18 protein-coding genes are annotated in these 22,027 nt (G+C 71.9%); 3 read left to right on the forward strand and 15 right to left on the reverse strand.

Annotated elements, in window-relative coordinates; translation table 11 throughout:
- Positions 1–371 precede the first annotated feature (371 nt).
- On the reverse strand, positions 372–1,172 hold the full coding sequence (locus Vqi01_RS02045) for a TerC family protein (RefSeq protein ID WP_204032440.1): 801 nt from the start codon (positions 1,170–1,172) through the stop codon (positions 372–374).
- A 174-nt stretch (positions 1,173–1,346) separates the two neighbouring features.
- Here Vqi01_RS02045 and Vqi01_RS02050 point away from each other — a divergent pair, with 174 nt between their 5' ends.
- Entirely contained in the window at positions 1,347–1,904 is a 558-nt protein-coding gene (locus Vqi01_RS02050) for a hypothetical protein (RefSeq protein WP_204032442.1), read from the forward strand.
- Positions 1,905–2,137: 233 nt separating this feature from the next.
- Here Vqi01_RS02050 and Vqi01_RS02055 read toward each other — a convergent pair whose 3' ends face one another.
- Positions 2,138–2,332 (reverse strand): DUF397 domain-containing protein, encoded by a 195-nt coding sequence (locus tag Vqi01_RS02055; protein WP_204032444.1) that lies wholly within the window; start codon positions 2,330–2,332, stop codon positions 2,138–2,140.
- Complete coding sequence (locus Vqi01_RS02060) at positions 2,320–3,066, reverse strand: DUF5753 domain-containing protein (RefSeq protein WP_204032445.1); 747 nt, start codon at positions 3,064–3,066, stop codon at positions 2,320–2,322. The genes Vqi01_RS02055 and Vqi01_RS02060 overlap by 13 nt, the downstream gene beginning before the upstream one ends.
- A 204-nt stretch (positions 3,067–3,270) precedes the next feature.
- On the opposite strand from Vqi01_RS02060, the gene Vqi01_RS02065 reads away from it, so the two are divergent.
- Positions 3,271–3,633: a hypothetical protein gene (locus Vqi01_RS02065; RefSeq protein ID WP_372444292.1), complete on the forward strand. Its 363-nt coding sequence runs from the start codon at positions 3,271–3,273 to the stop codon at positions 3,631–3,633.
- A complete protein-coding gene (locus Vqi01_RS02070) occupies positions 3,630–3,887 on the forward strand; it encodes a flavin reductase (protein WP_204032447.1) in 258 nt (85 codons plus the stop codon). Before Vqi01_RS02065 ends, Vqi01_RS02070 begins: the two co-directional genes overlap by 4 nt.
- 21 nt (positions 3,888–3,908) lie before the next feature.
- Here the strand turns inward: Vqi01_RS02070 and Vqi01_RS02075 are convergent, their stop codons facing one another.
- The 12 genes from Vqi01_RS02075 to trpC all read right to left on the reverse strand — a co-directional run bounded on the left by Vqi01_RS02075 (position 3,909) and on the right by trpC (position 21,611).
- A complete protein-coding gene (locus tag Vqi01_RS02075; protein WP_204032449.1) occupies positions 3,909–4,340 on the reverse strand; it encodes a hypothetical protein in 432 nt (143 codons plus the stop codon).
- Positions 4,341–4,354: 14 nt separating this feature from the next.
- Complete coding sequence (locus Vqi01_RS02080; protein ID WP_204032450.1) at positions 4,355–4,618, reverse strand: DUF6244 family protein; 264 nt, start codon at positions 4,616–4,618, stop codon at positions 4,355–4,357.
- Positions 4,619–4,759: 141 nt separating this feature from the next.
- Complete coding sequence (locus tag Vqi01_RS02085) at positions 4,760–5,719, reverse strand: PDDEXK family nuclease (RefSeq protein WP_204032452.1); 960 nt, start codon at positions 5,717–5,719, stop codon at positions 4,760–4,762.
- 189 nt (positions 5,720–5,908) lie between these two features.
- Entirely contained in the window at positions 5,909–6,814 is a 906-nt protein-coding gene (locus Vqi01_RS31225) for a hypothetical protein (protein ID WP_204032454.1), read from the reverse strand.
- A 2-nt stretch (positions 6,815–6,816) separates the two neighbouring features.
- The gene (locus tag Vqi01_RS02095) at positions 6,817–9,459 is read right to left on the reverse strand and encodes an FtsK/SpoIIIE domain-containing protein (protein WP_204032456.1); all 2,643 of its coding nucleotides are present in this window, start codon (positions 9,457–9,459) and stop codon (positions 6,817–6,819) included.
- 292 nt (positions 9,460–9,751) lie between these two features.
- The gene (locus Vqi01_RS02100) at positions 9,752–11,206 is read right to left on the reverse strand and encodes a glutamate synthase subunit beta (RefSeq protein WP_204032457.1); all 1,455 of its coding nucleotides are present in this window, start codon (positions 11,204–11,206) and stop codon (positions 9,752–9,754) included.
- A complete protein-coding gene (gene gltB, locus Vqi01_RS02105; protein WP_204032459.1) occupies positions 11,199–15,998 on the reverse strand; it encodes a glutamate synthase large subunit in 4,800 nt (1,599 codons plus the stop codon). Before gltB ends, Vqi01_RS02100 begins: the two co-directional genes overlap by 8 nt.
- Positions 15,999–16,191: 193 nt before the next feature.
- On the reverse strand, positions 16,192–17,382 hold the full coding sequence (locus Vqi01_RS02110; RefSeq protein ID WP_204032461.1) for an FAD-dependent oxidoreductase: 1,191 nt from the start codon (positions 17,380–17,382) through the stop codon (positions 16,192–16,194).
- Positions 17,383–17,395: 13 nt separating this feature from the next.
- A complete protein-coding gene (gene lgt, locus Vqi01_RS02115; RefSeq protein ID WP_204032462.1) occupies positions 17,396–18,565 on the reverse strand; it encodes a prolipoprotein diacylglyceryl transferase in 1,170 nt (389 codons plus the stop codon).
- Positions 18,566–18,732: 167 nt separating this feature from the next.
- Entirely contained in the window at positions 18,733–19,536 is an 804-nt protein-coding gene (gene trpA / locus Vqi01_RS02120; RefSeq protein WP_204032464.1) for a tryptophan synthase subunit alpha, read from the reverse strand.
- A gap of 5 nt (positions 19,537–19,541) precedes the next feature.
- Positions 19,542–20,774: a tryptophan synthase subunit beta gene (trpB, locus tag Vqi01_RS02125; protein WP_204032466.1), complete on the reverse strand. Its 1,233-nt coding sequence runs from the start codon at positions 20,772–20,774 to the stop codon at positions 19,542–19,544.
- A gap of 33 nt (positions 20,775–20,807) precedes the next feature.
- Complete coding sequence (gene trpC / locus Vqi01_RS02130) at positions 20,808–21,611, reverse strand: indole-3-glycerol phosphate synthase TrpC (protein ID WP_204032608.1); 804 nt, start codon at positions 21,609–21,611, stop codon at positions 20,808–20,810.
- Positions 21,612–22,027 lie beyond the last annotated feature (416 nt).

Genomic DNA, 22,027 nt, shown 5'->3' on the forward strand with positions numbered 1-22,027 from the left:
TTCCGGTGGGGACGGTGGGACGGGCGGGGGCGGCGGAGGCGACGGCGGGAGCGCCGAGCACAGCGGCGAGGGTGAGGGCGAGGACGGGGACAGCCTTTCGGAGCAGCATCGCTGCACCTCCCAAGAGGGAGCCCGGGATTGCCGGGTTGGAGGTGGGTGTGTCCGATCGACCGTGAGTTGATGATCCGGCAACAATCCGGAAACGTCAATGAAAAGTTACGCACGGGTAGCAACGGCCTGGCCAGGCGAGGTCACCCGACGGCGTCCACAAAGGACGATGCCGCACGCACCGACGAGGGTGCGTGCGGCATCCGGTGCTGGCGGCCCCACCGACCCGCATCGCGCGGGCCGGGAAACGGCCTCCGCGCGGGTCAGGCGGTCGGAGTCGGTTCCGGCTCGGGCTCCGGTCGCGCCGAACCGCTCTTCACGTACGTCGGGTGCAGCTGCACCGGCTGCGCCTCGTGACGGCGCTGGCGTGCCCGGACCCGCAGGTTGAGGAACTCCACGAAGATCGAGAAGGCGATCGGCCCGTACACGTAGCCCTTCGGGATGTGCTGGTCGAAGCTTTCCGCGATCAGGCTCGCACCGATGATCAGCAGGAACGACAGGGCCAGCATCTTGACCGTCGGGTGCTGGTTGACGAATCTGCTGACCGCCCCGGAGGAGACCAGCATGATGATCATCGCGATGACCACGGCGGCCACCATGATGGCGAGTTCGTTGACCATGCCGACGGCGGTGATCACCGAGTCGAGCGAGAAGACCACGTCCAGCACCAGGATCTGCGCGATGACCGCGCCGAACGAGATGGTCTTCCTGGCCGATTGCCCGTGATCGCCGCCCTCCAGGTGCTCGTGGATCTCGTACGTCGCCTTGCCGAGCAGGAACAACCCGCCGAGCAGGAGTATCAGGTCCCGCCCGGAGATCTCCTGCCCGAGCACGGTGAACATCGGCGCGGTCAGGCCGATGATCCAGGACAGCGAGGCCAACAGGAGCAGGCGCGTGATCAGGGCGAGCGAGATGCCGATCGTGCGGGCACGAGCCTGCTGATGCTCGGGCAGCCGGCCGGACAGAATCGAGATGAACACGACGTTGTCGATGCCCAACACGATCTCCAGCAGGAGCAGGGTCGCGAACGCGATCCACAGCTCAGGGCTGGTCAAGAACTCCATTCCATCCTCGACTCTCACGACCGGCCGCCGGGTCGGCACCCGGGCCATCGGCTGATCTGCGCACGAATGGCGTACCGTGCCGACCGCCCGCCCGCAACCCCGTGGCTGCGGCATGCCGCAGACGGCAACAAAACTGGTACCGCGGCGTCCGCTTGCTGAGCCATGCTCGACGGCATGGTCGGCACTTGGCGCAGCCTCTTACTGGCCCAGGCTATCGGTCAGATCGAGGCGGAACTCGACCTGGCCTGGGCACGCCTGCTCAGCGACTTCGACGTCGCCCACGGCACCGCGGACGAAACGGCGCTGGGCTGGCTCGTGGTCGACAACCCCGAAGAGCACGACTGGCGTGTCGTCGACGCCGCCCTCGACCGCCTGAGCTGTACGGAGTGCGGTGTCACCCTGGCCAGGGGGCCGGCCACCTGCCGGCGGTGCACCTACCACCACGAGCTGCGCTTCGCGGCCCGGGAGACGGACCGGCCGAACGTGCCGCCCGGCAACGAGCACGCCATCCGCGTCTCCTTCGCGGTCGCCCGCAACCGCACCCGCTACAGCCCACGTGCGCGGGTCGGCTACGAACTGCTCCTACCCGATCTTGTCGCCGGTTTCCTACCCACCACGAAACAGGCGCAAGCAGCCAAAGCGTTGATCAACAAGCTGACGCCCGAGGAGTGCGACCGCGTCACGACCTTCGACGAGGTCGAAGCCCTCACCCGCACCCGTCCCGCCCTGTAGATCTTGGTCCGAAAACGCCCTCCCGAGGGCACTTTCGCAACAAGATCTCTGCCGCGTCGAGGTGCCGGCGAGCTGGCGGGCACCACCGTTGAGGACGAGCTGGCCGATAGGCTTGTGGGAGGCAGGACCGGGATTCGGAGAGGGGGTGCGCCAGTGGCTACCGCGCATGACGTGGCAGCGGCGGCCTGAGACTACGGACGCTGCTGTCGCGCAACGGCCGGACGGTTTACGCGTCAGGACCGCTCGATGACCCCGGTGACGAAGGTCCGCCAGGCGGTCGGGGTGAAGGTCAGGGCCGGCCCGGCCGGGTCCTTTGAATCGCGTACGCCGACGACGTCAGGCAGGTTGTCGGCGATCTCGACGCAGTTGCCGCCGTTGGAACTGCTACGGGTGCTCTTGCGCCAGTGGGCGCCGGTCAGGTCAGCCATGCTCGCGCTCTCAGGAAGTCGAGGGACTGGTCACGCGGAAGCGCCACCGATCTCACGGTATCCCACACCGCCCAGAGTGGAGCAACCTCGTTCGTGACCCTTCCCTGCGCCTGATCGTCCAGGTAGCCGACATCCTCGCCATCCCCTGTCGTGGCGATCACGAACGGCCCGGCCTGGCCCGGATGCAGCCCGGCGGCCAGCGGCAGCACGTGCACCATGAGGTTGGGCCGGCTCGCCATCGCCATCAGATGGTCAAGCTGCGGCCCCATGATCTCCGGCACGCCTCGGCGCAGCGCAGCCTCGTCGATCACGAAGACCGCCAGCGGGGGCCGGGCCTTCTCGAAGACCGCGGCCTGCCGCTCCAGCCGGATGGCGACGTGGCTCTCGGCATCGGCGAGCAGCGGCCCGCAGGCCAGCACGGCACGCGCGTATGCCTCGGTCTGGAGCAGGCCCGGGATCACGGCCGACTCGTAACACCGCAGCCCGGCGGCTTCCCGCTCGATGTGTGTCCAGGGCAGAAACCAGGCCGGTTCCCGTCGCCGGTGCGCGTCCGGCCAGAGGTCTGCCATGTCTCTGCGAAGCAGCTCCGCCACGAGCGCGCGGTGCCGGACCTGCGGCACCCGATCCTGACTGACCCACCGCGCGACGGTCTTCGGGTCGACTCCCACCTGCGCCGCGAGGCTGTCCGCCGTCTGACCTGCCTCTGCCATCGCGATCTGCACAGCCCGGTTCATCCCGCTCCCAACCATCATCATCCCTGATGTCCGAGATACAGACTCCTACGCGGTGTTACTGCACCGCAACCCTCGGCACAGTTCTCGTAGGCGGTGACGCATACAACGGGCCCGGCAACCCGCTTGCCCTGCCGCCAGGGCCGCGCCGAGCCGCCAACAACTTCGGGGCGGCCCCGAACATTTCCGGTTGATCGAGGAGGTCCCATGTCTGTGCCGAGACCCGCGAATGCCGCTCCCGCCTCCCGCTGGGTGACCCGCCCGGCTGCCGCGACCCCCGATCGCCGCCCCGACGGCACGCCCCGGGTCACCCCCGGGGTGTACCTGCTGACCCGTTCGGCGTCGCCGCAGTTCGGGCGGCCGATCACGGTACGGGTGATCCGGGAACGGACCGAGCGGCACACCTACCACGGCTGGACCTGGCTCGACGTCTACGTGCTGAACGCGAAAGGCGACGCGACCGAGCGACGCGAGTTGTTCGTACGACCCGACGGTCTGCGCCCCACCCAGCCGTCCGACGCCCCGCGCCGTGACCCGGTTCGGCGCAACACGACGCGGGCCGACCGGTGAGTGCACCCCGCCGCGAGCACGTACCGTCCCGCCCGACGTGGCGCTGCCGGGCCTGCGGCATCGCCTGGCCGTGCTCCCCGGCGAAGCTGCGCCTGCTCGCACAGTACGAGGGCAACATGCCCGGACTCATGGTCCATCTCGTGACGCTGCGCGAGGAGGCCGCCGAACAACTCGCCCAGCTCAACCCGGGCACCTACCCGGCGAACCTGCACCAACGGTTCACCGACTGGGTACCGGTCCGCTCCGCACCATGACATCGACTACGTGCGCAGGTGTTATCCATCACGGGCAGGCAGCACGGCGAGGGAAACCGACATGAGGGCCTCGCCGTCGAGGCATTCCGGATCGATCAGTACGCTCACCCCCACGCCCGGGGCGGCCAGCCAGAAGGCGTGGCTCTCATCCCGAAGCCCGGTGACAGCGCCATGAAAGAAATCGCGCAGGGTCCAAGTCTCGGCGTCGCGTTCGTGGTAGTCGACGAGGAAGGCGCGCAGGGCCTCAAGGTCCGTCAGCCGCTCTCCGCGCAGCACATGAACCCGCAGGTCAGCCCGGTAACCGTCGTCGGTTTGCCGTTCCCACACACGCGAGGCGAAGTGGACATCCTCCCACTCGCTGGCGAAGTCGGAGACCTCCTCGCCCGCCTCGGCGGGCACGTACCCGATGTGGAACCCGTCCAACACCCCGCCGTCGCGCATGCCGTCGCTCATCCCGCCTCCAGTGCTCAATTGCCGAGCGCGCGGACCTTGGTGATCGTTTCCTGGACCTGCTGCCTGGCGGGCTCATTGCCCTGGGCTGCCTGCGCCAGCGCCTGCCGGTAGGAATCGATCATGCTGATCAGCGGGCCGGCGGCAGCGCCCTGCAACGCGCCCGCGACGAGTTGGCGTGCCTCGGCCGCGTCCTGGGCGGCGGCGGCCGTCTTCGCCTTCGCCTCTTCCAGCTTCTGCACGGCTGCCGCCAGCCTGGCAATCATCTCCGCTGCGCTCACACGCCCCTCCCGAGTTGCCGCCTCACGATGGCCGCTCGCCTCGCACCAGCAGCGGCCACACAGGAGCGTACGGAATCCGCGGAGCGCCCACCAGGCGCAGATCTTGGGACCTTCCCGTTAGCTGACGGAGAATTCCAAGATCTACAACTGCGGTCGCCAACCGGCGGCGATCAGGGCACGGCGGACCGTATCGGCGACCTGGTCGGGGTGGGCTCGTACCAGCCAGGCAGGAAAGCGGAGGATGCGGTCGCCCGCCGTCCAAATGTCGTTCTGCCGCTGCATGTCAGCCGTCCACTGACGTACGTCCATGTGGTGTGCGCCGTCGATCTCCACGTGCACCCGCCACTCCCGCCAGTACGCGTCCAGCCAGCGGGTGCGTCCGGCCGCGTCTGTCCGGTGTTGCTGAAGGTCGGGCCGGGGCAGCCCGGCTCGACGGCAGAGCCGGACGAAATCGATCTCACTGAGTGCCTGTGCGCCACCGGCAATATCATCGATGGTCTGCCGGATCAGCCGCCGCCGGGGCGTCCGAGGCATCCGCCGCAGCACAGCGCTCACCTCCTCGGGCAACACCCGCCGCTGCTGACACCCAGCCGCCAGCACCTGCTGCGCCTCGCGTACCGTCGGTGCCCATCCCGCCGCGTCGACCAGGGCACGGGCGGTCGCCGTCCGGGGTGGCCGGCCGACCTGAAGGTGGTCCTCGGGCAGTACCGTGCTGCGATGCACCACCACGGCGGCCATGTCGATCGGCAACCGGCGCAGGCCGCTACGCCCGACCCGTCGGGACGCCGGCACCAACACGTGCAGCGGCTCGGACCGCAGCCCACGAACCCCGGACTCGGCCGCCGCGGTGACACCCGCGAGCACCGCACCCGAACCAGCGGCGAGCACGGCGAGCCACAACTGTTGATCCCGGGTCAGCCGACCGTTGCCGGCAAGCAACAGACCCCGACCCACCGAGCGCCAACGCCCCGAGCGCACCAGACCCCGTACCGTCCCCTCGGTCAGCACGGAACGGGCCTGACTGGTGGTGAGCACACCGGCCTGCTCGAACATCAGCCATTGCAGCGCATCAGAGTCTTCGTCCGGAAGGCGGAACACCATCCGCCGACCGTGCCCCGCCCTGCACCGTCAACACCATCAGATCTTGGACAGCAGCAACGCCAAAGCCGTCAATCTTGGAAACGTACCGTTCGCAGCCAACGGTACGTTTCCAAGATTCAGAAGGACGCTCGACCGACGTTGCGCGGACAGGGCGAGGAAGGGCCCAGCCGCGAGCTGACCGGCCCAGCCTCAGCGCAGGGCGCGGAAAAGCAGCAGGTAGCCGCAGTAGGCCAACGGGACGGCCAGGAAGCAGAGCAGGAAGCCGAGCACCGGATAGCGGGGCGCAGTGGCGGCCCCGACGGCGGGCCGACCCCAGCGGCCGAGCACCACCCAGCCGCCGACCAGGGAGACGGCGGGCAGGCCGGCGCACATCCAGGCGTAGAGGGTGAAGCCGTCGACCACCCCGACCCCGGAGGCGAGCACCATGAGCAGCATGAGCACCACCGAGGCGCCGGCGAAGCCGAGGTAGACGGCGACCGCGCGGGCCATCGGCGACCAGGTGGGTAGCAGCGCCGGCCGCTGGGCGAGCAGCTCCGCCTGCTGCGCGTGCCGGTCGGCCTCGTCGGCCCAGCGCCGCGCCAACTCCAGCTCCGTCGCCGGGTCGACCTGGCCGGTGCGCTGGGCCGGCACCCCGGCCGCCGTCGCACTCACCGCCACCGGCAACGCCCGGTCCGCGTCCTCGCCACCCGGCTGGGCGTACGCCCCGACTCCCGGCCGCCCCGGCGCGGCGGCTGCGCCGCCGGTCGACCCCGTCCCCGGTTCCGGGCCATTGTCCGGGTATCCCACCGACACCGGTCCCGACGGCGGCGAGGGCGGCCCGCCCCCGGGACCCGGCGCAGGTGACGGCGAAGCACCCGGCCCGGGTGACGGCGGGGCACCCGGCGGCACCGGGGCGGGGATGCCCGGCGGGCTGCCGATCGTGCGGCCGAGATGGTCGAGGCGCTGGCCCTGGGCGACGAGCCGCCGGTCCAGGTATTCCACGGCGGCGTGCAGGTCGCGTCGGCGTTCCGCCTCGGCGGCGGCGCCCTGCTCGCCGGCGCGCTGCTGGGCGGCCAGGTGACGGGCCAGCGCGGCGTACTCGTCGAAGGTGGACACGCTCACTCCTGCCCGTCGGAGGTGTGCCCGTCCCGGGCGAACGGCACGATCAGTTTGACCCGCTGGTCGTGCCGGTCGACCAACAGTGCCCGGTCGGCACGGGGGGTGTACGCCAGGTCGTGCACGCCCAGGTGCAGGCCCAGGTCGGCGCCGGGCACGTTCAACGCGATCAGGCAGGCGACGTCGTCGCGGTTCTGCGTACCGCCGAGGTCGTCGGCGAGCCGGCGCAGCCCGCGCCACCAGCCGAGCAGGTGCACCCCGTGGCCGGGGCCCTGTCGCAGCAGGGTGCGCAGGTCGTCGTGGCCGGAGCGGAACGTCGTGGGATCGGTCTCGGCGAGCAGCCCGGCGGCGGCGTCCATCCCGAAGACCACCAGGTAGGTACGCCCCGACGAGTCACCGTCCCCGGCCGTCCCGGCGGATCCCATCCCGGCGGATCCCATCCCGGCGGATCCCGTCCCGGGTGCGCTGGCGGCTCGTCCGGCGGAGGTGCTGGCGAGCAGGCCGAGGTTGGCGCGCAGGGCGACGGCGTCTAGACGCTCGACCAGGTGACCGGCGGCGGCCAGAGCGGCGGCGGTGTCGTCAGCGGCCGAGTCGGCGGCGGCGACCAGGGGGGCGAGCAGGAAGGCCGCCTCGCCCGGGGCGTGCTGCCGGGCCAGGCTCAGCGCCGCGGCGCGCAGCACCTCGGCGCCGACGGCGGAGGTGCCCACCGCGGCCAGGTGCCGGCCGGGGGCGGTGTCCATGATGAACAGCGCGCTGGTGCCGTCCACGTCGACCGTCCGGCCGACCAGCGCGAGGGGACGCCGGCCGCCGGGACGCAGCCCGGTGAAGGTGGAGTCGTCCTCGACGCGGGCGGTGTCGTACCCCCGGAACACCGACGGCGGCCGGGACCCGGCCGGGCGGGCCTGCCACAGCTCGTGCCGCAGCCGGGCCAGCTCACCGGCGGAGGCGGAGGCGTCCGGGAAGCGGATCACGGTGTTCGCGCCGGACGCGCCGGCGGCGGTGTTGACCACGGCGGAGCCGACCGGCAGGGTCGCCGCCGCGTCGTTGAGCTGGTCGAGCACTCCCCCGCCGCCGGGCAGCGCCACCCGCAACGCGAACTGACCGAAGACCGCCTCGGCGCGACCGTAGAGCGCTTCGATGCCCGTCGTGCTCTGGCTGGCGAGCACCAGGTGTACGCCGTACGAGCGGCCCTTGCGGGCCAACTCCTCCAGCAGGTTCACCGATTCGCGGGCGATCGGGTCGTTGCCGGCGAGCAGCACCTGGAACTCGTCGATCACCGCGACGATGCGAGGCACGGCGGTGTCGGCGGGCAGGTCGGCGAGTTTGGTGACGCCGTGGCGCTTGAGCGCGGTGGCCCGCCGGTTCAGTTCCCGACGCAGTTCGCGCAGCACGGCCACGCCGTACTCGCGGTCGCTCTCGATGCCGACGGCGCGGGCGTGCGGCAGCCAGGACGGGTCCCGGCCGGTGGGGACGAACTCGGTGAAGCTCACGCCCTCCTTGAAGTCGAGCAGGTAGAGCTGCAGCTCGGCCGGCGAATAGCGGGCGGCCAGTCCGTAGAGGACGTCGAGCAGGAACACCGTCTTGCCGGCACCGGTCCGCCCCCCGATCAGCCAGTGTGGTGTGGCGTCGTCGAACGCCATGGCGAAGGTGTCCCGTTCGGCCCGGCCCACCACGGTACGCAGCCCGGCGCGGGCCGAGCCGGCCCAGCGCTTCCCCGGCAGCAGGTCGGCGAAGTCGACCGTGCCGCCGCGCCGCGCGGCCTGCCCGAGATGTTGAGCTAGGGCGGCGACCGAGGCCGGCGGCGGGTCGCCGTCGAGCAGCACCGGCGCGGCGAGACCGCTGCCGTCGGTGCTGAACGGCGCGGTGGGCGGGTCGCTGACGTGGGCGTGGCGGTTGGTCAACCGCAGCATGGTGGTGGCCCCCAACCGGGGAGCCGGATCGGTGGCGGCGCCCGGCCGGGAAGCCGGCTCGCCGGACGGCCAACCGGCGAGCAGGACGCAGACCGCCGCCGCCGGACCGGCGTGGGTCAGCGCGGCGAGGCGGGCCGCCTCCCGGGGCGGCGGCGTGGCGGTGGCGACCAGCACCAGGAGTTCCTGGTCCGGGCGGTCGGCCTGGTGGGCAGCGCGGGCGTGCCGTTCCGCCGCGTCGAGCACGGCGACGACCTCCGCCTCGGTCGTGGCCGGAGCGTCGATGACGCCCGTGTCGAGCAGCGGGCGCAGCGGTCCGAAGGCGGCGCCGAGCGCGGCGGTGTCCAGCCCGACCACCCGTACGCCGCCGGGTGGCGCGATGGCCAGCAGCCGCAGCACCAGGGCCCGCAGCAGCGCCGCCACCGCCGGTTCGCGGCCGTCGGCGTCGATCGCCAGGTGGTGCCCGCCGCCGAGCGGGAGCAGGACGGGGAATCCGCCGCCGGTGGTGACGGCGGCGCCCACGCGTACCGGCACCGGCTGACGAGCCAGCGGAGTGTTCGGGACCGGCGTGGCCAGCGCGTCGCCCACCCGGGCCAGCCGCGCGATGATCTCGGGGTCGGGGTCCGGGGTGTCCGGGACGCCGGCCGAGCGCAACGCCGCGCGGGCCGCGTCGAGGTGTGCCCGGGCCGCGTGATGAGCGGCGATCGCATGCCCGTACGTCGACGCGAGCCTGCCCAACCTCTGCCCCTCACCGCCGAGCGCCGCCTGGTCCGCAGAGAACCCTAACGGACGTCCAGGGCACCGGCACAGTCTGACGAGCCCGACGTGTCCGGCGGCCTGGTCGACGGGTCAGGGTGCGCGCTGGTCAACCGGTCAGGGTGCGCGCTCTGGTCGACGGATCAGGGTGCGCGCTCGCAGGTGGCGGGGCGACCTGGCCGGCGTTGCCACAGTGGAACAAGGGTCCCTTGTCAACCGAGACTGTTAACAAGGGACCCTTGCTATACACGAGGCGTTAAAAGGGGGCCCTTCCTTACACGGGGCCGCCGAGGTGGGCGTGGATCGCGGCGGCGGCGGCGCGGCCCTCGGCGATCGCCCAGACGATCAGCGACGCGCCCCGGTGCATGTCGCCGGCGACGAAGACGCCGTCGGCGCCGGTCTGCCAGTCCGGGCCGGCGTCGACGGCGCCGCGGGCGTTGCGGGACACCCCGAACTGAGCCAGCAGCGGCTGCTCCTCGGTGCCCTCGAAGCCGATCGCCAGCAGCACCAGGTCGGCGGGGAGTTCCCGCTCGGTGCCCGGCAGCGGGGTGACGATACGCCGGCCGTCACGCTTCTCCACGGTCACCTCGGCGATGCGTACCGCCCGGACGGCGCCGGTGCCGTCGTCGACGAACTCCTGCACCGCCACGGCGAAGACCCGCTCGCCGCCCTCCTCGTGCGCCGGGTATTCGCGCAGGATCCACGGCCAGGTCGGCCACGGGTCGCGGGCCTCGTCGCGCTGTCTCGGCGGCTGCGGGTACAGGTCCAGCTGGTGTACGCCGGCTGCGCCCTGCCGGTGGGCCACGCCGAGGCAGTCGGCCGCGGTGTCGCCGCCACCGATGATGACCACGTGTTTGCCGGCCGCGTCGATCGGCGTGCCGTCCGGCAGGGTGGCCGGGGCGGGACGGCCCTCGCCGGCCGCCGCGACCACACGGTTCGCCGCCACCAGGTGCGCCATCGCCTGGTGCACGCCGCGCAGTTGCCGGCCGGGGGTGTCGGTGTCCCGACCGTGCAGGGCGCCGCAGGCCAGCAGCACCGCGTCGTGCCGGTCGCGTAGCTGTGCGGCGGTGACGTCGATGCCGATGTTCACCCCGGTGCGGAAGACGACGCCCTCGGCCGAGAGCTGCGCCAGCCGGGCGTCGAGGTGCCGCTTCTCCAGCTTGAAGTCGGGGATGCCGTAGCGCAGCAGGCCACCGATCGCGTCGTCGCGCTCGTACACGGTCACGGCGTGACCGGCGCGGGCCAGTTGCTGCGCGGCGGCGAGCCCGGCCGGACCGGAGCCGACCACGGCGACCGACCGGCCGGACGAGGCCGACGCCGGACGCGGCGGCAGGCCGCCGGCCACGGCCGCGTCAGCGATCTCCACCTCGACCTGTTTGATGGTCACCGGATCGCCGCCGGCGATGCCGAGTACGCAGGCGGCCTCGCAGGGCGCCGGGCAGAGCCGGCCGGTGAACTCGGGGAAGTTGTTGGTGGCGTGCAGCGCCTCCACGGCCGCGTCCCAGTTGCCGGTGCGGATCAGGTCGTTCCAGTCCGGGATGCGGTTGCCCAGTGGGCATCCGTCGTGGCAGAACGGGATGCCGCAGTCCATGCAGCGGGTGGCCTGTTCGCGGATCAGCTCCGCACCGGCCGGCGGGTAGACCTCCCGCCAGTCGCTGATGCGTACCGGCACGGGCCGGCGGGCCGGCAGCCGCCGGCCGTAGCGCAGGAAACCGCTCGGGTCAGGCACGGGGCACCTCCTGCGCGACCGCCCGCCGGGCGGGCGGGACCGGCGCATCCGCGGGCGGGACCGGTGCGTCGTCGGGCGGGACCGGTGCGTCGTCGGGCGGGACCGGCGCGGAGGCGTCGGCGGGCGCGGACCGCGCCGCCGGGGCGGCCGGTGTCGCCAGTGCGTTCATCACCGCGTCGTCGACGTCCTGGCCGGCGGCTTCGGCGGCCTGCATGATCTCCAACACCCGGCGGTAGTCCCGGGGGACCACGGCGGTGAACTCCTCCACCGCCTCGGGCCAGCGTTTGAGCAGTGCCTCGGCGACCGCCGAGTCGGTCTCGGCGAAGTGCCGCTGCACCAGTTCGTGCAGCCGGGCGCGCTCCGGCTCGCTCGGCGCGCAGAGGTCGACCAGCTCGGTGTTGACCAGCCGGCGGACGAGGTTCCAGACGAAGGCGGTGCCGCCGGACATGCCGGCGGCGAAGTTGCGCCCGCATCCACCGAGCACCACCACCGTGCCGCCGGTCATGTACTCGCAGCCGTGGTCGCCGACCCCCTCGACGACAGTCACCGCGCCGGAGTTGCGCACCGCGAACCGCTCCCCCACCCGGCCGCGGAGGAAGACCTCGCCGGAGGTGGCGCCGTACAGGATGGTGTTGCCAGCGATGATCTGGTCCTCGGCGCGGCCACCCGGCGCGGCGTCGGCGGAGGTGAACGGCGCCGCCGGGTCCGGCCGGACCACCAGCCGGCCGCCGCAGAGCCCCTTGCCGACGTAGTCGTTGGCGTCGCCGTACAGGCGCAGGGTGACCCCGCGCGGCAGGAATGCGCCGAAGGACTGCCCGGCGGTGCCGCGCAGGGTGAACTCGATGGTGTCGGCGGGCAGCCCGGCGCCGCCGTGTCGGCGGGTCACTTCGCCGCCGAGCATGGCGCCGACGCTGCGGTGTTCGTTGCGGATCGCCACCTCGGCCCGCACCCGGGTGACCGGCTCGTCGTCGGTCGGCTCGCGCAGCGCCGGCTCGGCCAGGGCGATCAGCTCGTTGTCCAGGGCCAGTTCCAGGCCGTGGTCCTGGGCCCGTACGCCTCGGCGGGCCGTGCCCTCGGGCAGCTCCGGCAGGTGCAGTACGCGGCGCAGGTCGAGCCCGCCGGCCTTCCAGTGCTCGATCGCCGGGGCGACGTCGAGCAGCTCGGTGCGGCCGATCGCCTCGTCGATGCTGCGCAGGCCCAGCTCGGCCAGGTAGCCGCGGATCTCCTCGGCCAGGAAGAGGAAGAAGTTCTCCACGAACTCCGGCTTGCCGGTGAACCGCTCGCGCAGCACCGGGTTCTGGGTGGCGATGCCGACCGGGCAGGTGTCCAGGTGGCAGACGCGCATCATCACGCAGCCGGAGACGATCAGCGGGGCGGTGGCGAAGCCGAACTCCTCGGCGCCGAGCAGCGCGGCGACGATCACGTCCCGGCCGGTCTTGAGCTGGCCGTCGACCTGCACGGTGACCCGGTCGCGCAGCCGGTTGAGCAGCAGCGTCTGCTGTGCCTCGGCCAGGCCCAGTTCCCATGGGGTGCCGGCGTGCTTGAGCGAGTTCAGCGGGGAGGCACCGGTGCCGCCGTCGTGGCCGGAGATCAGGATGACGTCGGCCTTGAGTTTGGCCACCCCGGCGGCGACGGTCCCGACGCCGACCTCGCTGACCAGCTTGACGTGCACCCGGGCCGCCGGGTTGACGCACTTGAGGTCGTGCACCAGCTGGGCGAGGTCCTCGATGGAGTAGATGTCGTGGTGCGGCGGCGGTGAGATCAGGCCGACGCCCGGGGTGGCGTGCCGGGTCCGGGCGATCCACGGCCACACCTTGTTGCCGGGCAGCTGCCCGCCCTCGCCCGGTTTGGCCCCCTGGGCCATCTTGATTTGGAGGTCGTCGGCGTTGACCAGGTATTCGCTGGTGACGCCGAACCGGCCGCTGGCGATCTGCTTGACTGCGGAACGGCGGGCCGGGTCGTGCAGGCGCTCGACGTCCTCGCCGCCCTCGCCGGTGTTGGACTTGCCACCGAGGCGGTTCATCGCGATCGCGAGGGTCTCGTGCGACTCGGCTGAGATCGACCCGTATGACATGGCGCCGGTGGCGAACCGTTTGACGATCTCGCTGGCCGGTTCGACCTCGTCGATCGGCACCGCCGGCAGGACGCCGGTACGCAGCCGGATCAGCCCGCGCAGCGAACCGCTTCCGGCGGCCAGCTCGTCTACTTTGGAGGTGTAGGTGCGGAACACGTCGTACTGGCCGTTGCGGGTGGCGTGCTGGAGCAGGAAGACCGTCTCCGGGTTGAACAGGTGCAGCTCACCTTCGCGGCGCCACTGGTATTCACCGCCCAAGGGCAGTCGGGCGGGCGGGTCGGCGCCCGCCGGCCAGGCCAGCTCGTGCCGCAAGGTCACCTCGGCGTGGATTCCTTCGAGCCCGATGCCGCTGATCGCGCTCGCGGTGCCCCGGAAATAACGCTCGACCAGGAGGGTGTCCAGCCCGATCGCCTCGAAGACCTGGGCACCGCAGTACGACGACACGGTGGAAATGCCCATCTTGGACATGATCTTGAGGAGGCCCTTGCCGAGCGCCTTGACGTAGTTGCGTACCGCGGTGCGCGGCTCGACACCGGTCAGCGCACCGGTGGAGATCATGTCCTCTACCGACTCGAAGGCGAGGTACGGGTTGACCGCCGCCGCGCCGTAGCCGAGCAGCACCGCCACGTGGTGCACCTCGCGGCAGTCGCCGGACTCGACGATCAGCGCGACCTGGGTCCGGGTCTGCTCGCGGACCAGGTGCTGGTGCACCGCCGCGGTGAGCAGCAGCGACGGGATCGGGGCGAGGTCGGCGTTGGAGTCCCGGTCGGAGAGGATCAGGATCCGTACGCCGTCCTCGATCGCCTCGGAGACGTGCCGGCAGATCTCGACCAGCCGGGCCTTGATCCCGGCTCCGCCGTCGCGTTTCCGGTAGAGCCCGGAAACCCGGACCGCCTTGAACCCGAGCAGGTCACCGTCCTCGTCGATGGAGAGGATCTTGGCCAGCTCGTCGTTGTCGACCACCGGGTAGGGCAGCACGATCTGGCGGCAGCTGGCCGGGCCGGGGTCGAGCAGGTTGCCCTCCGGGCCGATGGTCGAGGTCAGGCTGGTCACCAACTCCTCACGGATCGCGTCGAGCGGCGGATTGGTGACCTGGGCGAAGAGCTGGTGGAAGTAGTCGTAGAGCAGCCGCGGCCGGGTCGACAGCGGGGCGATCGGGGTGTCGGTGCCCATCGAGCCGATCGGCTCCGCGCCGGTGCGGGCCATCGGCGCGAGCAGGATCTTCAGCTCCTCCTCGGTGTAGCCGAAGGTCTGCTGCCGCCGGCGGACCGAGTCGTGGGTGTAGACGATGTGCTCGCGGGCTGGCAGGTCGTCCAGCTCGATCAGCCCGGCGTGCAGCCAGTCGGCGTACGGCTCGGCGGTGGCCAGCTCGGTCTTGATCTCGTCGTCGTGCACGATCCGGCCGGTCGTGGTGTCGACCAGGAACATCTTGCCGGGTTGGAGCCGCCCCTTGGCGATCACGGTCGTCGGGTCGAGGTCGAGCACGCCCGCCTCGCTGCCCAGCACCACCAGCCCGTCGGCGGTCTGCCACCAGCGGCCCGGCCGCAGGCCGTTGCGGTCGAGCACCGCGCCGACGATCTCGCCGTCGGTGAAGGCGACCGAGGCCGGGCCGTCCCAGGGCTCCATCAGGCTCGCGTGGAATCGGTAGAAGGCCACCCTGTCCGGGGCCATGTTCGGGTCGTTCTCCCACGCTTCGGGGATCATCATCAGCACCGCGTGCGGCAGGCTGCGGCCGGCCAGGTGCAGCAGCTCGAGGACCTCGTCGAAGTTGGCCGAGTCAGAGGCGGCCGGAGTGCAGATCGGGAATATTCGGCGGATGTTGCCGGGCAGGTCCGGGGTGCGCAGGAGAGCCTCGCGGGCCTGCATCCAGTTCCGGTTGCCACGGATGGTGTTGATCTCGCCATTGTGGGCGATGAACCGGAACGGGTGCGCCAGCGGCCAGGACGGAAAAGTGTTGGTGGAGAATCGGGAGTGGACCAGGGCGATGGCGCTGTCCACCCGCTCGTCGGTCAGGTCGGGATAGAAGGCGGGTAGCTGGTCCGGGGTGAGCATGCCCTTGTAGACCATGGTCCGCCCGGACAGCGAAGGGAAGTACGCCGGCACGCCCCGCTCGGCGGACTCCCGCTCGGCCTGCTTGCGTACGCAGAAAGCGACCCGCTCCAGCTCGATGCCGCGCAGCGGAGCACCGGCCGGGCCGGCGGCGGTGTCGGTGAGCCGGTGCGCGGCGAGGAAGAGCTGTCGCACCCGGGGCATCACGGCCAGCGCCGTCGCGCCGAGGTCGGACGGGTCGACCGGGACGTCCCGCCAGCCGAGCAGGTCCGCGCCCTCGACCAGGGCGTACTTCTCGACCACCTGCCGGGCACGGGCCTCGGCCGCGTCGTCGTCGGGGAGGAAGACCAGGCCGGTGGCGTACGCGCCGGGCGGGGGCAGTGGGAAGTCCACCACCGCGCGCAGGAACGCGTCCGGCACCTGAATCATGATGCCCGCGCCGTCACCGGTGTTCGGTTCGGCGCCCCGGGCACCGCGGTGGTCAAGCCGGCGAAGCGCGCCGAGGCCGCCCGCGACCACCGTGTGGGAGCGTCGGCCGTGCAGGTCGGCCACGAAGGCCACCCCGCACGCGTCGTGTTCGTGGGCGCCGTCGTAGAGGCCGGCCGGGGATGTTGGTTGGCCTGATCCGGACGCCGGATGAAGGCGGTGTGAATAGGCAGCAAAGGCCATCGGGCCTCCTGTCGTCACTCAAGTTCATTCATTGGTCGGGACGACGTTGGCCCTTGATTGGTCTATTGACTCTACGTTAGGGCCCATTTCGCAAGGCCCGGACAGATTGATCACACCATCCATATTTCGGGACGCCATTCCCGCGCCCTGGACTCCCGCCGGCAATTGTCGCCGGCTGTTCTCGAGGAAGGTCCTAGCTGGACGCGGAGGGTGGGCGCCACTGGGTGGCCATGGCGGCGGCGCTGCCCAGCAGGCGGGGGGTGATGGTGCCGAGGGCGGCGTCGCGGGCGCGCAACGCCAGCCGGCCCCGGGTCCGCAGCACGGCCGACATCCGGCGGGTCTGCCGGACCACGGCCGCCGCGCGGGGCCGTCGCACCCGGTCGTACGCCATCACCGCGTCGGGCAGCGTCGATTCGCGCAGCAGCGCGGCGAGCGTCGCGGCGTCCTCGAAGGCGAGGCAGGTGCCCTGCCCGAGGTGCGGCGGCATGGCGTGAGCGGCGTCGCCGAGCAGCACCACCGCACCCGGACCGGTCGGAAAACCGTACGCCCGGGGCAACGGGCGCAGTTCCCGGATCTCCTGCTGCACCAGGTCGGCCGGGTCGGTGGCGGCCAACAGTTCGTCGACGGGTGCGGGCCAGCCGGCGTACCAGCGGCGCAGCAGCGCCAGCTGCGTCTCGGGCGGCTCGGGTCGGGGCGCACCAGCGGCGGTCGCCATCCAGTGGATGCCGCCCCGGCTGGACCCCCCGGACGCACCCCGGTCGCCGAGCGAGGCGGCCACGAACCGGTAGCCGGCGCCGAGGATCTCCCCACCGACGGGCCCGGGCAGCCTCGGTGCGCGGTACCACGGGATCACCGCCCGCCAGGCGGCACACCCGGAACTGACCAAGGTCGCCTCGGGAGCGAGCTGCCGACGGATCACGCTGTCGGCGCCGTCGGCGGCGACGATCAGGTCCGCCTCGTAGGTGTGTCGGCCGTCGCCGACCGCCGGGCGTTCGCCCGGCGCCGCGCGTACCGTCCGCACCGTCACCCCGGTACGTAACTCGACCCGCTCGCCCAGACCCGCGATCAGCGCGTCGTGCAGGTCCTCCCGGTGCACCACGACCGGAAGCCGTTCGACCGGGGTCTGTCGCGGCTGCACCAGCCAGTGCCCGTCGGGACGCCGGACACCGCCGTCGGGCAACGGCGTGGCGATCGCGTCCAGGCCGGCACCAAGATCCAGGCTGCGCAGGGCGCGGACCCCGTTGGGCCAGAGCACCACCGCCGTCGGCTCGGGGCGGATCCGGTCGGCCCGTTCCAGGAGGGTGACCTGCCAGCCGGATCGGGCCAGCGCACCGGCGACCGCCAGGCCCCCGGGACCACCGCCGACCACCACCGCGGTCCGCATAGCGCCCCCTCGCTCAGCTGTCGCGATCGGCGGGCCGGCCCGGGCTGGACTCCACCGCGTCGCCGTCGGCGAGCTCACCGGCCGGCTCTGCGTCACCACTGTCGGCGGCCACACCGTCGCGGGATGCCGGGTCGCCGGCGATACCGGTTCCGGCGTCGCCGGCGACGGCCTCGGGCGGCGCCTCGCCGGTGCTGCGCCAGTGCCGGAACTGCTCCTCGCTGACCACCCGGTAGCCCTCCGGCGCGGCCGGCTCGGCGCCGGCCCGCCGCGCCGACAGGTCGAGCTGGGAGACGTCGGAGGTGGCCTCCGGCGCGGTGGCGGTCGGCACGCCGATCGGGATCAGGTACTCGCGCGGCCCACGGACCCGCAGGAAGTAGAGCAACGCGCCGAGGAACACCAGCGCCGCGGTCCAGACATTGAGGCGTACGCCGAGGATGGTGTTGGCCTCGTCGGTGCGCATCATCTCGATCCAGAACCGGCCTGCGGTGTAGCCCATCACGTAGAGCGCGAACGCCCGACCACGGCCGAGACGCAGCTTGCGGTCGAGGAAGAACACCAGCGCCGCGACCCCGACGTTCCACAGCGCCTCGTAGGCGAAGGTCGGGTGGTAGAGCCCCTCCTCCAGGATCGGCCGGCCCGCCTCGTCGAGCACCGCCTGCCCACCCACCATCCGGTGGATCTCCAACCCCCAGGGCAGGTCGGTCCGGCCGCCGACGAGCTCGTTGTTGAACCAGTTGCCGAGCCGCCCGATCGCCTGCGCCAGCGGCAGACCCGGCGCCAGCGCGTCGGCGACCACCACGAACGGGATGCCGAGCTGCCGGGCGGCGAACCAGGCGCCGACCGCGCCCCCGGCGACCGCACCCCAGATGCCCAGCCCACCCTCGTGGATGAAGAAGACCTTGATCGGGTCACCGCCGATGCCGAAATATTTCTCCGGTGAGGTGATCACGTGGTAGATCCGGGCACCGATGATGCCGGCCGGCACCGCCCACAGGGCGATGTCCAGCACCGCACCGGGGGCCACGCCACGCTGGCGCAGTCGCCGTTCGGTGACCCAGCAGGCCACCACGATGCCGGCGAGGATGCACAGGGCGTACGCCCGGAGCGGAATCGGGCCGAGATGCCATACGGCGGTGCTCGGGCTGGGGATGGCGGCCAGATACATCGGCGAGGCGAGACTCACGGATGCAAAGGCTACCGCTGTCACCCCCTGAAACGTCACCCCGGTCCGCCCGCCCTCCCGGCCCCACCCGCACCCATCCCCGCGATCTTGCACTTTTCGTCCCGACAAAATTGGACGATCGTCACATAGGTGCGACACAAAGTCCATGATCGGCGTGGGTTCAGGGGTCAGCGGGTGGGGTTGCGCACTCCCTCAGCCAGCTCGGCGCTGACCGCGCGCAGGGCGGAGAGGCCGGCGGCCTGGTCGGGGGCGTCGAGCAGACAACGGATCAGCGCGCTGCCGACGATCACTCCGTCGGCGTACCCGGCGACGGCGGCGGCCTGCGCGCCGGTGCCGACACCCAGCCCGACGCCGACCGGCAGGTCGGTGACCGCCCGGACCCGGGAGACCAGCACCGGCGCCGACTGCGAAACCTCGCGTCGCGCGCCGGTCACCCCCATCAGCGCCGTGGCGTAGACGAAACCCCGGCAGTGCGCCACCGTCATCGCCAGCCGGTCGTCGGTGGAGGAGGGCGCGACCAGGAAAGTGCGGTCCAGCTCGTACGCGTCCGAGGCGGCCAGCCACTCGTCGGCCTCGTCCGGAATCAGATCCGGGGTGACCAGCCCGGTGCCGCCGGCCGCCGCGAGGTCCCGGGCGAACGCGTCCACGCCGTACTGCTCGATCGGATTCCAGTAGGTCATCGTGACCACCGGCGCGCCGGTGGCCGCGACCTCCTCGACGATCCGCAGCGCGTCCCGGGTGCGTACGCCACCGGCCAGGGCGATGTCGCTGGCCCGCTGGATCACCGGGCCGTCCATCACCGGATCGGAGTAGGGAATCTCCAACTCGATCACGTCGACGCCCGCGGAGACCATCGCCTTCATCGCCGCGATGCTGCCCTCGACAGTCGGGAAACCGGCCGGCATGCAGCCGACCAGCACCGCGCGTCCGTCCGTCCGGGCCTTGTCGAAGACGACCCCGATCCGACTCATGGCCGTCACTCCTTGTCGAGGATGCCGAAGTACTCGCCGGCGGTGTGTACGTCCTTGTCGCCCCGGCCGGAGAGGTTGACCACGATGGTGGGCTGCCGGCCCAGCTCGGCGGCGAGCTCTCCGGCGACGGCCAGGGTGCCGGCGAGGGCGTGCGCGCTCTCGATCGCGGGAATGATCCCCTCGGTGCGGCACAGCAGCTCGAACGCCGCCATCGCCTCGGCGTCGGTGACCGGCCGGTAGCTGGCCCGGCCGGTGTCGTGCAGCCAGGCGTGCTCCGGCCCCACCCCCGGGTAGTCCAGCCCGGCGGAGATCGAGTGCGACTCCTGCGTCTGGCCGTCGGCGTCCTGGAGCACGTAGGTGCGGGTGCCGTGCAGCACGCCGGCGGAGCCGCCGGTGATGCTGGCCGCGTGCCGGCCGGTGGCCACGCCGTCGCCGCCCGCCTCGAAGCCGTAGAGCCGCACCTGCGGGTCGTCGGTGAAGGCGTGGAAGATGCCCAGCGCGTTGGAACCACCGCCGACGCAGGCGGTGACCGCGTCCGGCAGCGCGCCGGTCAGCTCCAGGCACTGCGCCCGCGCCTCGTCGCCGATGCCCCGGACGAAGTCGCGGACCAGCGCCGGGAACGGGTGCGGCCCGGCGGCGGTGCCGATCAGGTAGTGCGTGTCGTCGACGTTGGCGACCCAGTCCCGCATCGCCTCGTTCATCGCGTCCTTGAGCGTGCGCGAGCCGTTCGTCACCGGTACGACCGTGGCGCCGAGCATCCGCATCCGGGCCACGTTCAACGCCTGCCGCTCGGTGTCCACCTGCCCCATGTAGACCACGCAGCCCAGGTCGAACAGAGCGGCGGCGGTGGCGGTCGCGACACCGTGCTGACCCGCGCCGGTCTCGGCGATCACCCGCTTCTTGCCCATCCGCCGGGTCAGCAGCGCCTGGCCGAGCACGTTGCGCACCTTGTGCGCGCCGGTGTGGTTGAGGTCCTCCCGCTTGAGCAGCACCCGGGCGCCGGCCCTCGCGGAGAACCGGCGGGCTTCGTACAGCAGCGACGGGGTGCCCGCGTAGTCACGCAGCAGGGCGGCGAACTCGGCCTGGAACTGCTCGTCGGCCATTGCCGCGCGGTGCGCGGCGGCCAACTCGTCGAGGGCGGCGACCAGCGCCTCCGGCACGAAGCGACCGCCGAAGCGACCGAAGTGACCGGCCGCGTCGGGGAACCGCGCCGGAGCGGCCAACGCGTCAGCGCTCATGCCGGATCCTCTCCTTCCAAGGGCCGGCGCGGATCAGCGCACCGGACGGGGCGTCGCGGGGTGGTTGCCGGCGTTGACCAGCTCGGCCACCGCCTCGCGGGGGCTCTTCTGGGTGACCAGGCCCTCGCCGACCAGCACCGCGTCGGCGCCGGCCGAGGCGTACCGGATGAGGTCGTGCGGGCCGCGTACGCCGGACTCGGCGATCTTGACGATGCTGCTCGGCAGACCGGGCGCGATCCGCTCGAACGCGGACCGGTCGACCTCGAGGGTACGCAGATCGCGGGCGTTGACCCCGATCACCTGCGCGCCAGCCTCCAGGGCCCGGTCGGCCTCCTCCTCGTCGTGCACCTCGACCAGCGCGGTCATGCCCAGCGACTCGATCCGCTCCAGCAGGCCGACCAGGGCGTTCTGCTCCAACGCGGCCACGATCAGCAGCACCAGGTCGGCGCCGTACGCGCGGGCCTCGTGCACCTGGTAGCTGGAGACCACGAAGTCCTTGCGTAGCACCGGGACCTTCACCGCAGCCCGCACGGCCGCGAAATCCTCCAGTGATCCGCCGAACCAGCGCCCCTCGGTGAGCACGCTGATGGCGCGGGCACCGCCGGCAGCGTACTCACCGGCCAACTCCGCCGGGTCGGCGATCTCGGCCAACTTGCCCTTCGACGGCGAGGCGCGCTTCACCTCGGCGATGACCGCGACGCCCGGCTGACGCAGGGCCGCGTACGCGTCCAGCGGCGGTGCCGCAGCGGCGGCCAGTTCGCGGATCCGCTCCAGCGGAACCTGCTCCTGCCGCCGGGCCACGTCCTCCCGGACACCGGCCAGGATCTCGTCGAGCACGCCGAGGGACGCCGTCGTACCGGCCTGGTTCCCCTCCGCGTGCGCATGCTCAGCAGTCACCAACGGACTCCCCTCTCCGGGCGTCATGGGCCGATGCTAGGGGGCTCTACCTGGCACCGGGCGGTGGGGGTATGGCGCTCCTCACCAAATGGACTGCGGCATAATGGCCGACTTGCGCGAACGCGTTGTAACTCTACGTCACCACGCCATCGATAGTCGCCCATACCGAGGCCCGTCCCGCGTCCGCCCGCCGGCAACGTCACGACCGTCGTCGATGCTGTGAGAAAGCTCAAGGACCAAGGGACCTTCGCCTGCTCACAGGGCTTACCGCAGAGTTGATGAGGCAGTCATCACCAGGAAACCCGAGTCGACCACCATTCTCCTCGGGCAGACTCAGTCACGCGCCTGCCCCACCA

The sequence above is a fragment of the Micromonospora qiuiae genome (assembly GCF_016863555.1).
GTDB lineage: Bacteria > Actinomycetota > Actinomycetes > Mycobacteriales > Micromonosporaceae > Micromonospora > Micromonospora qiuiae.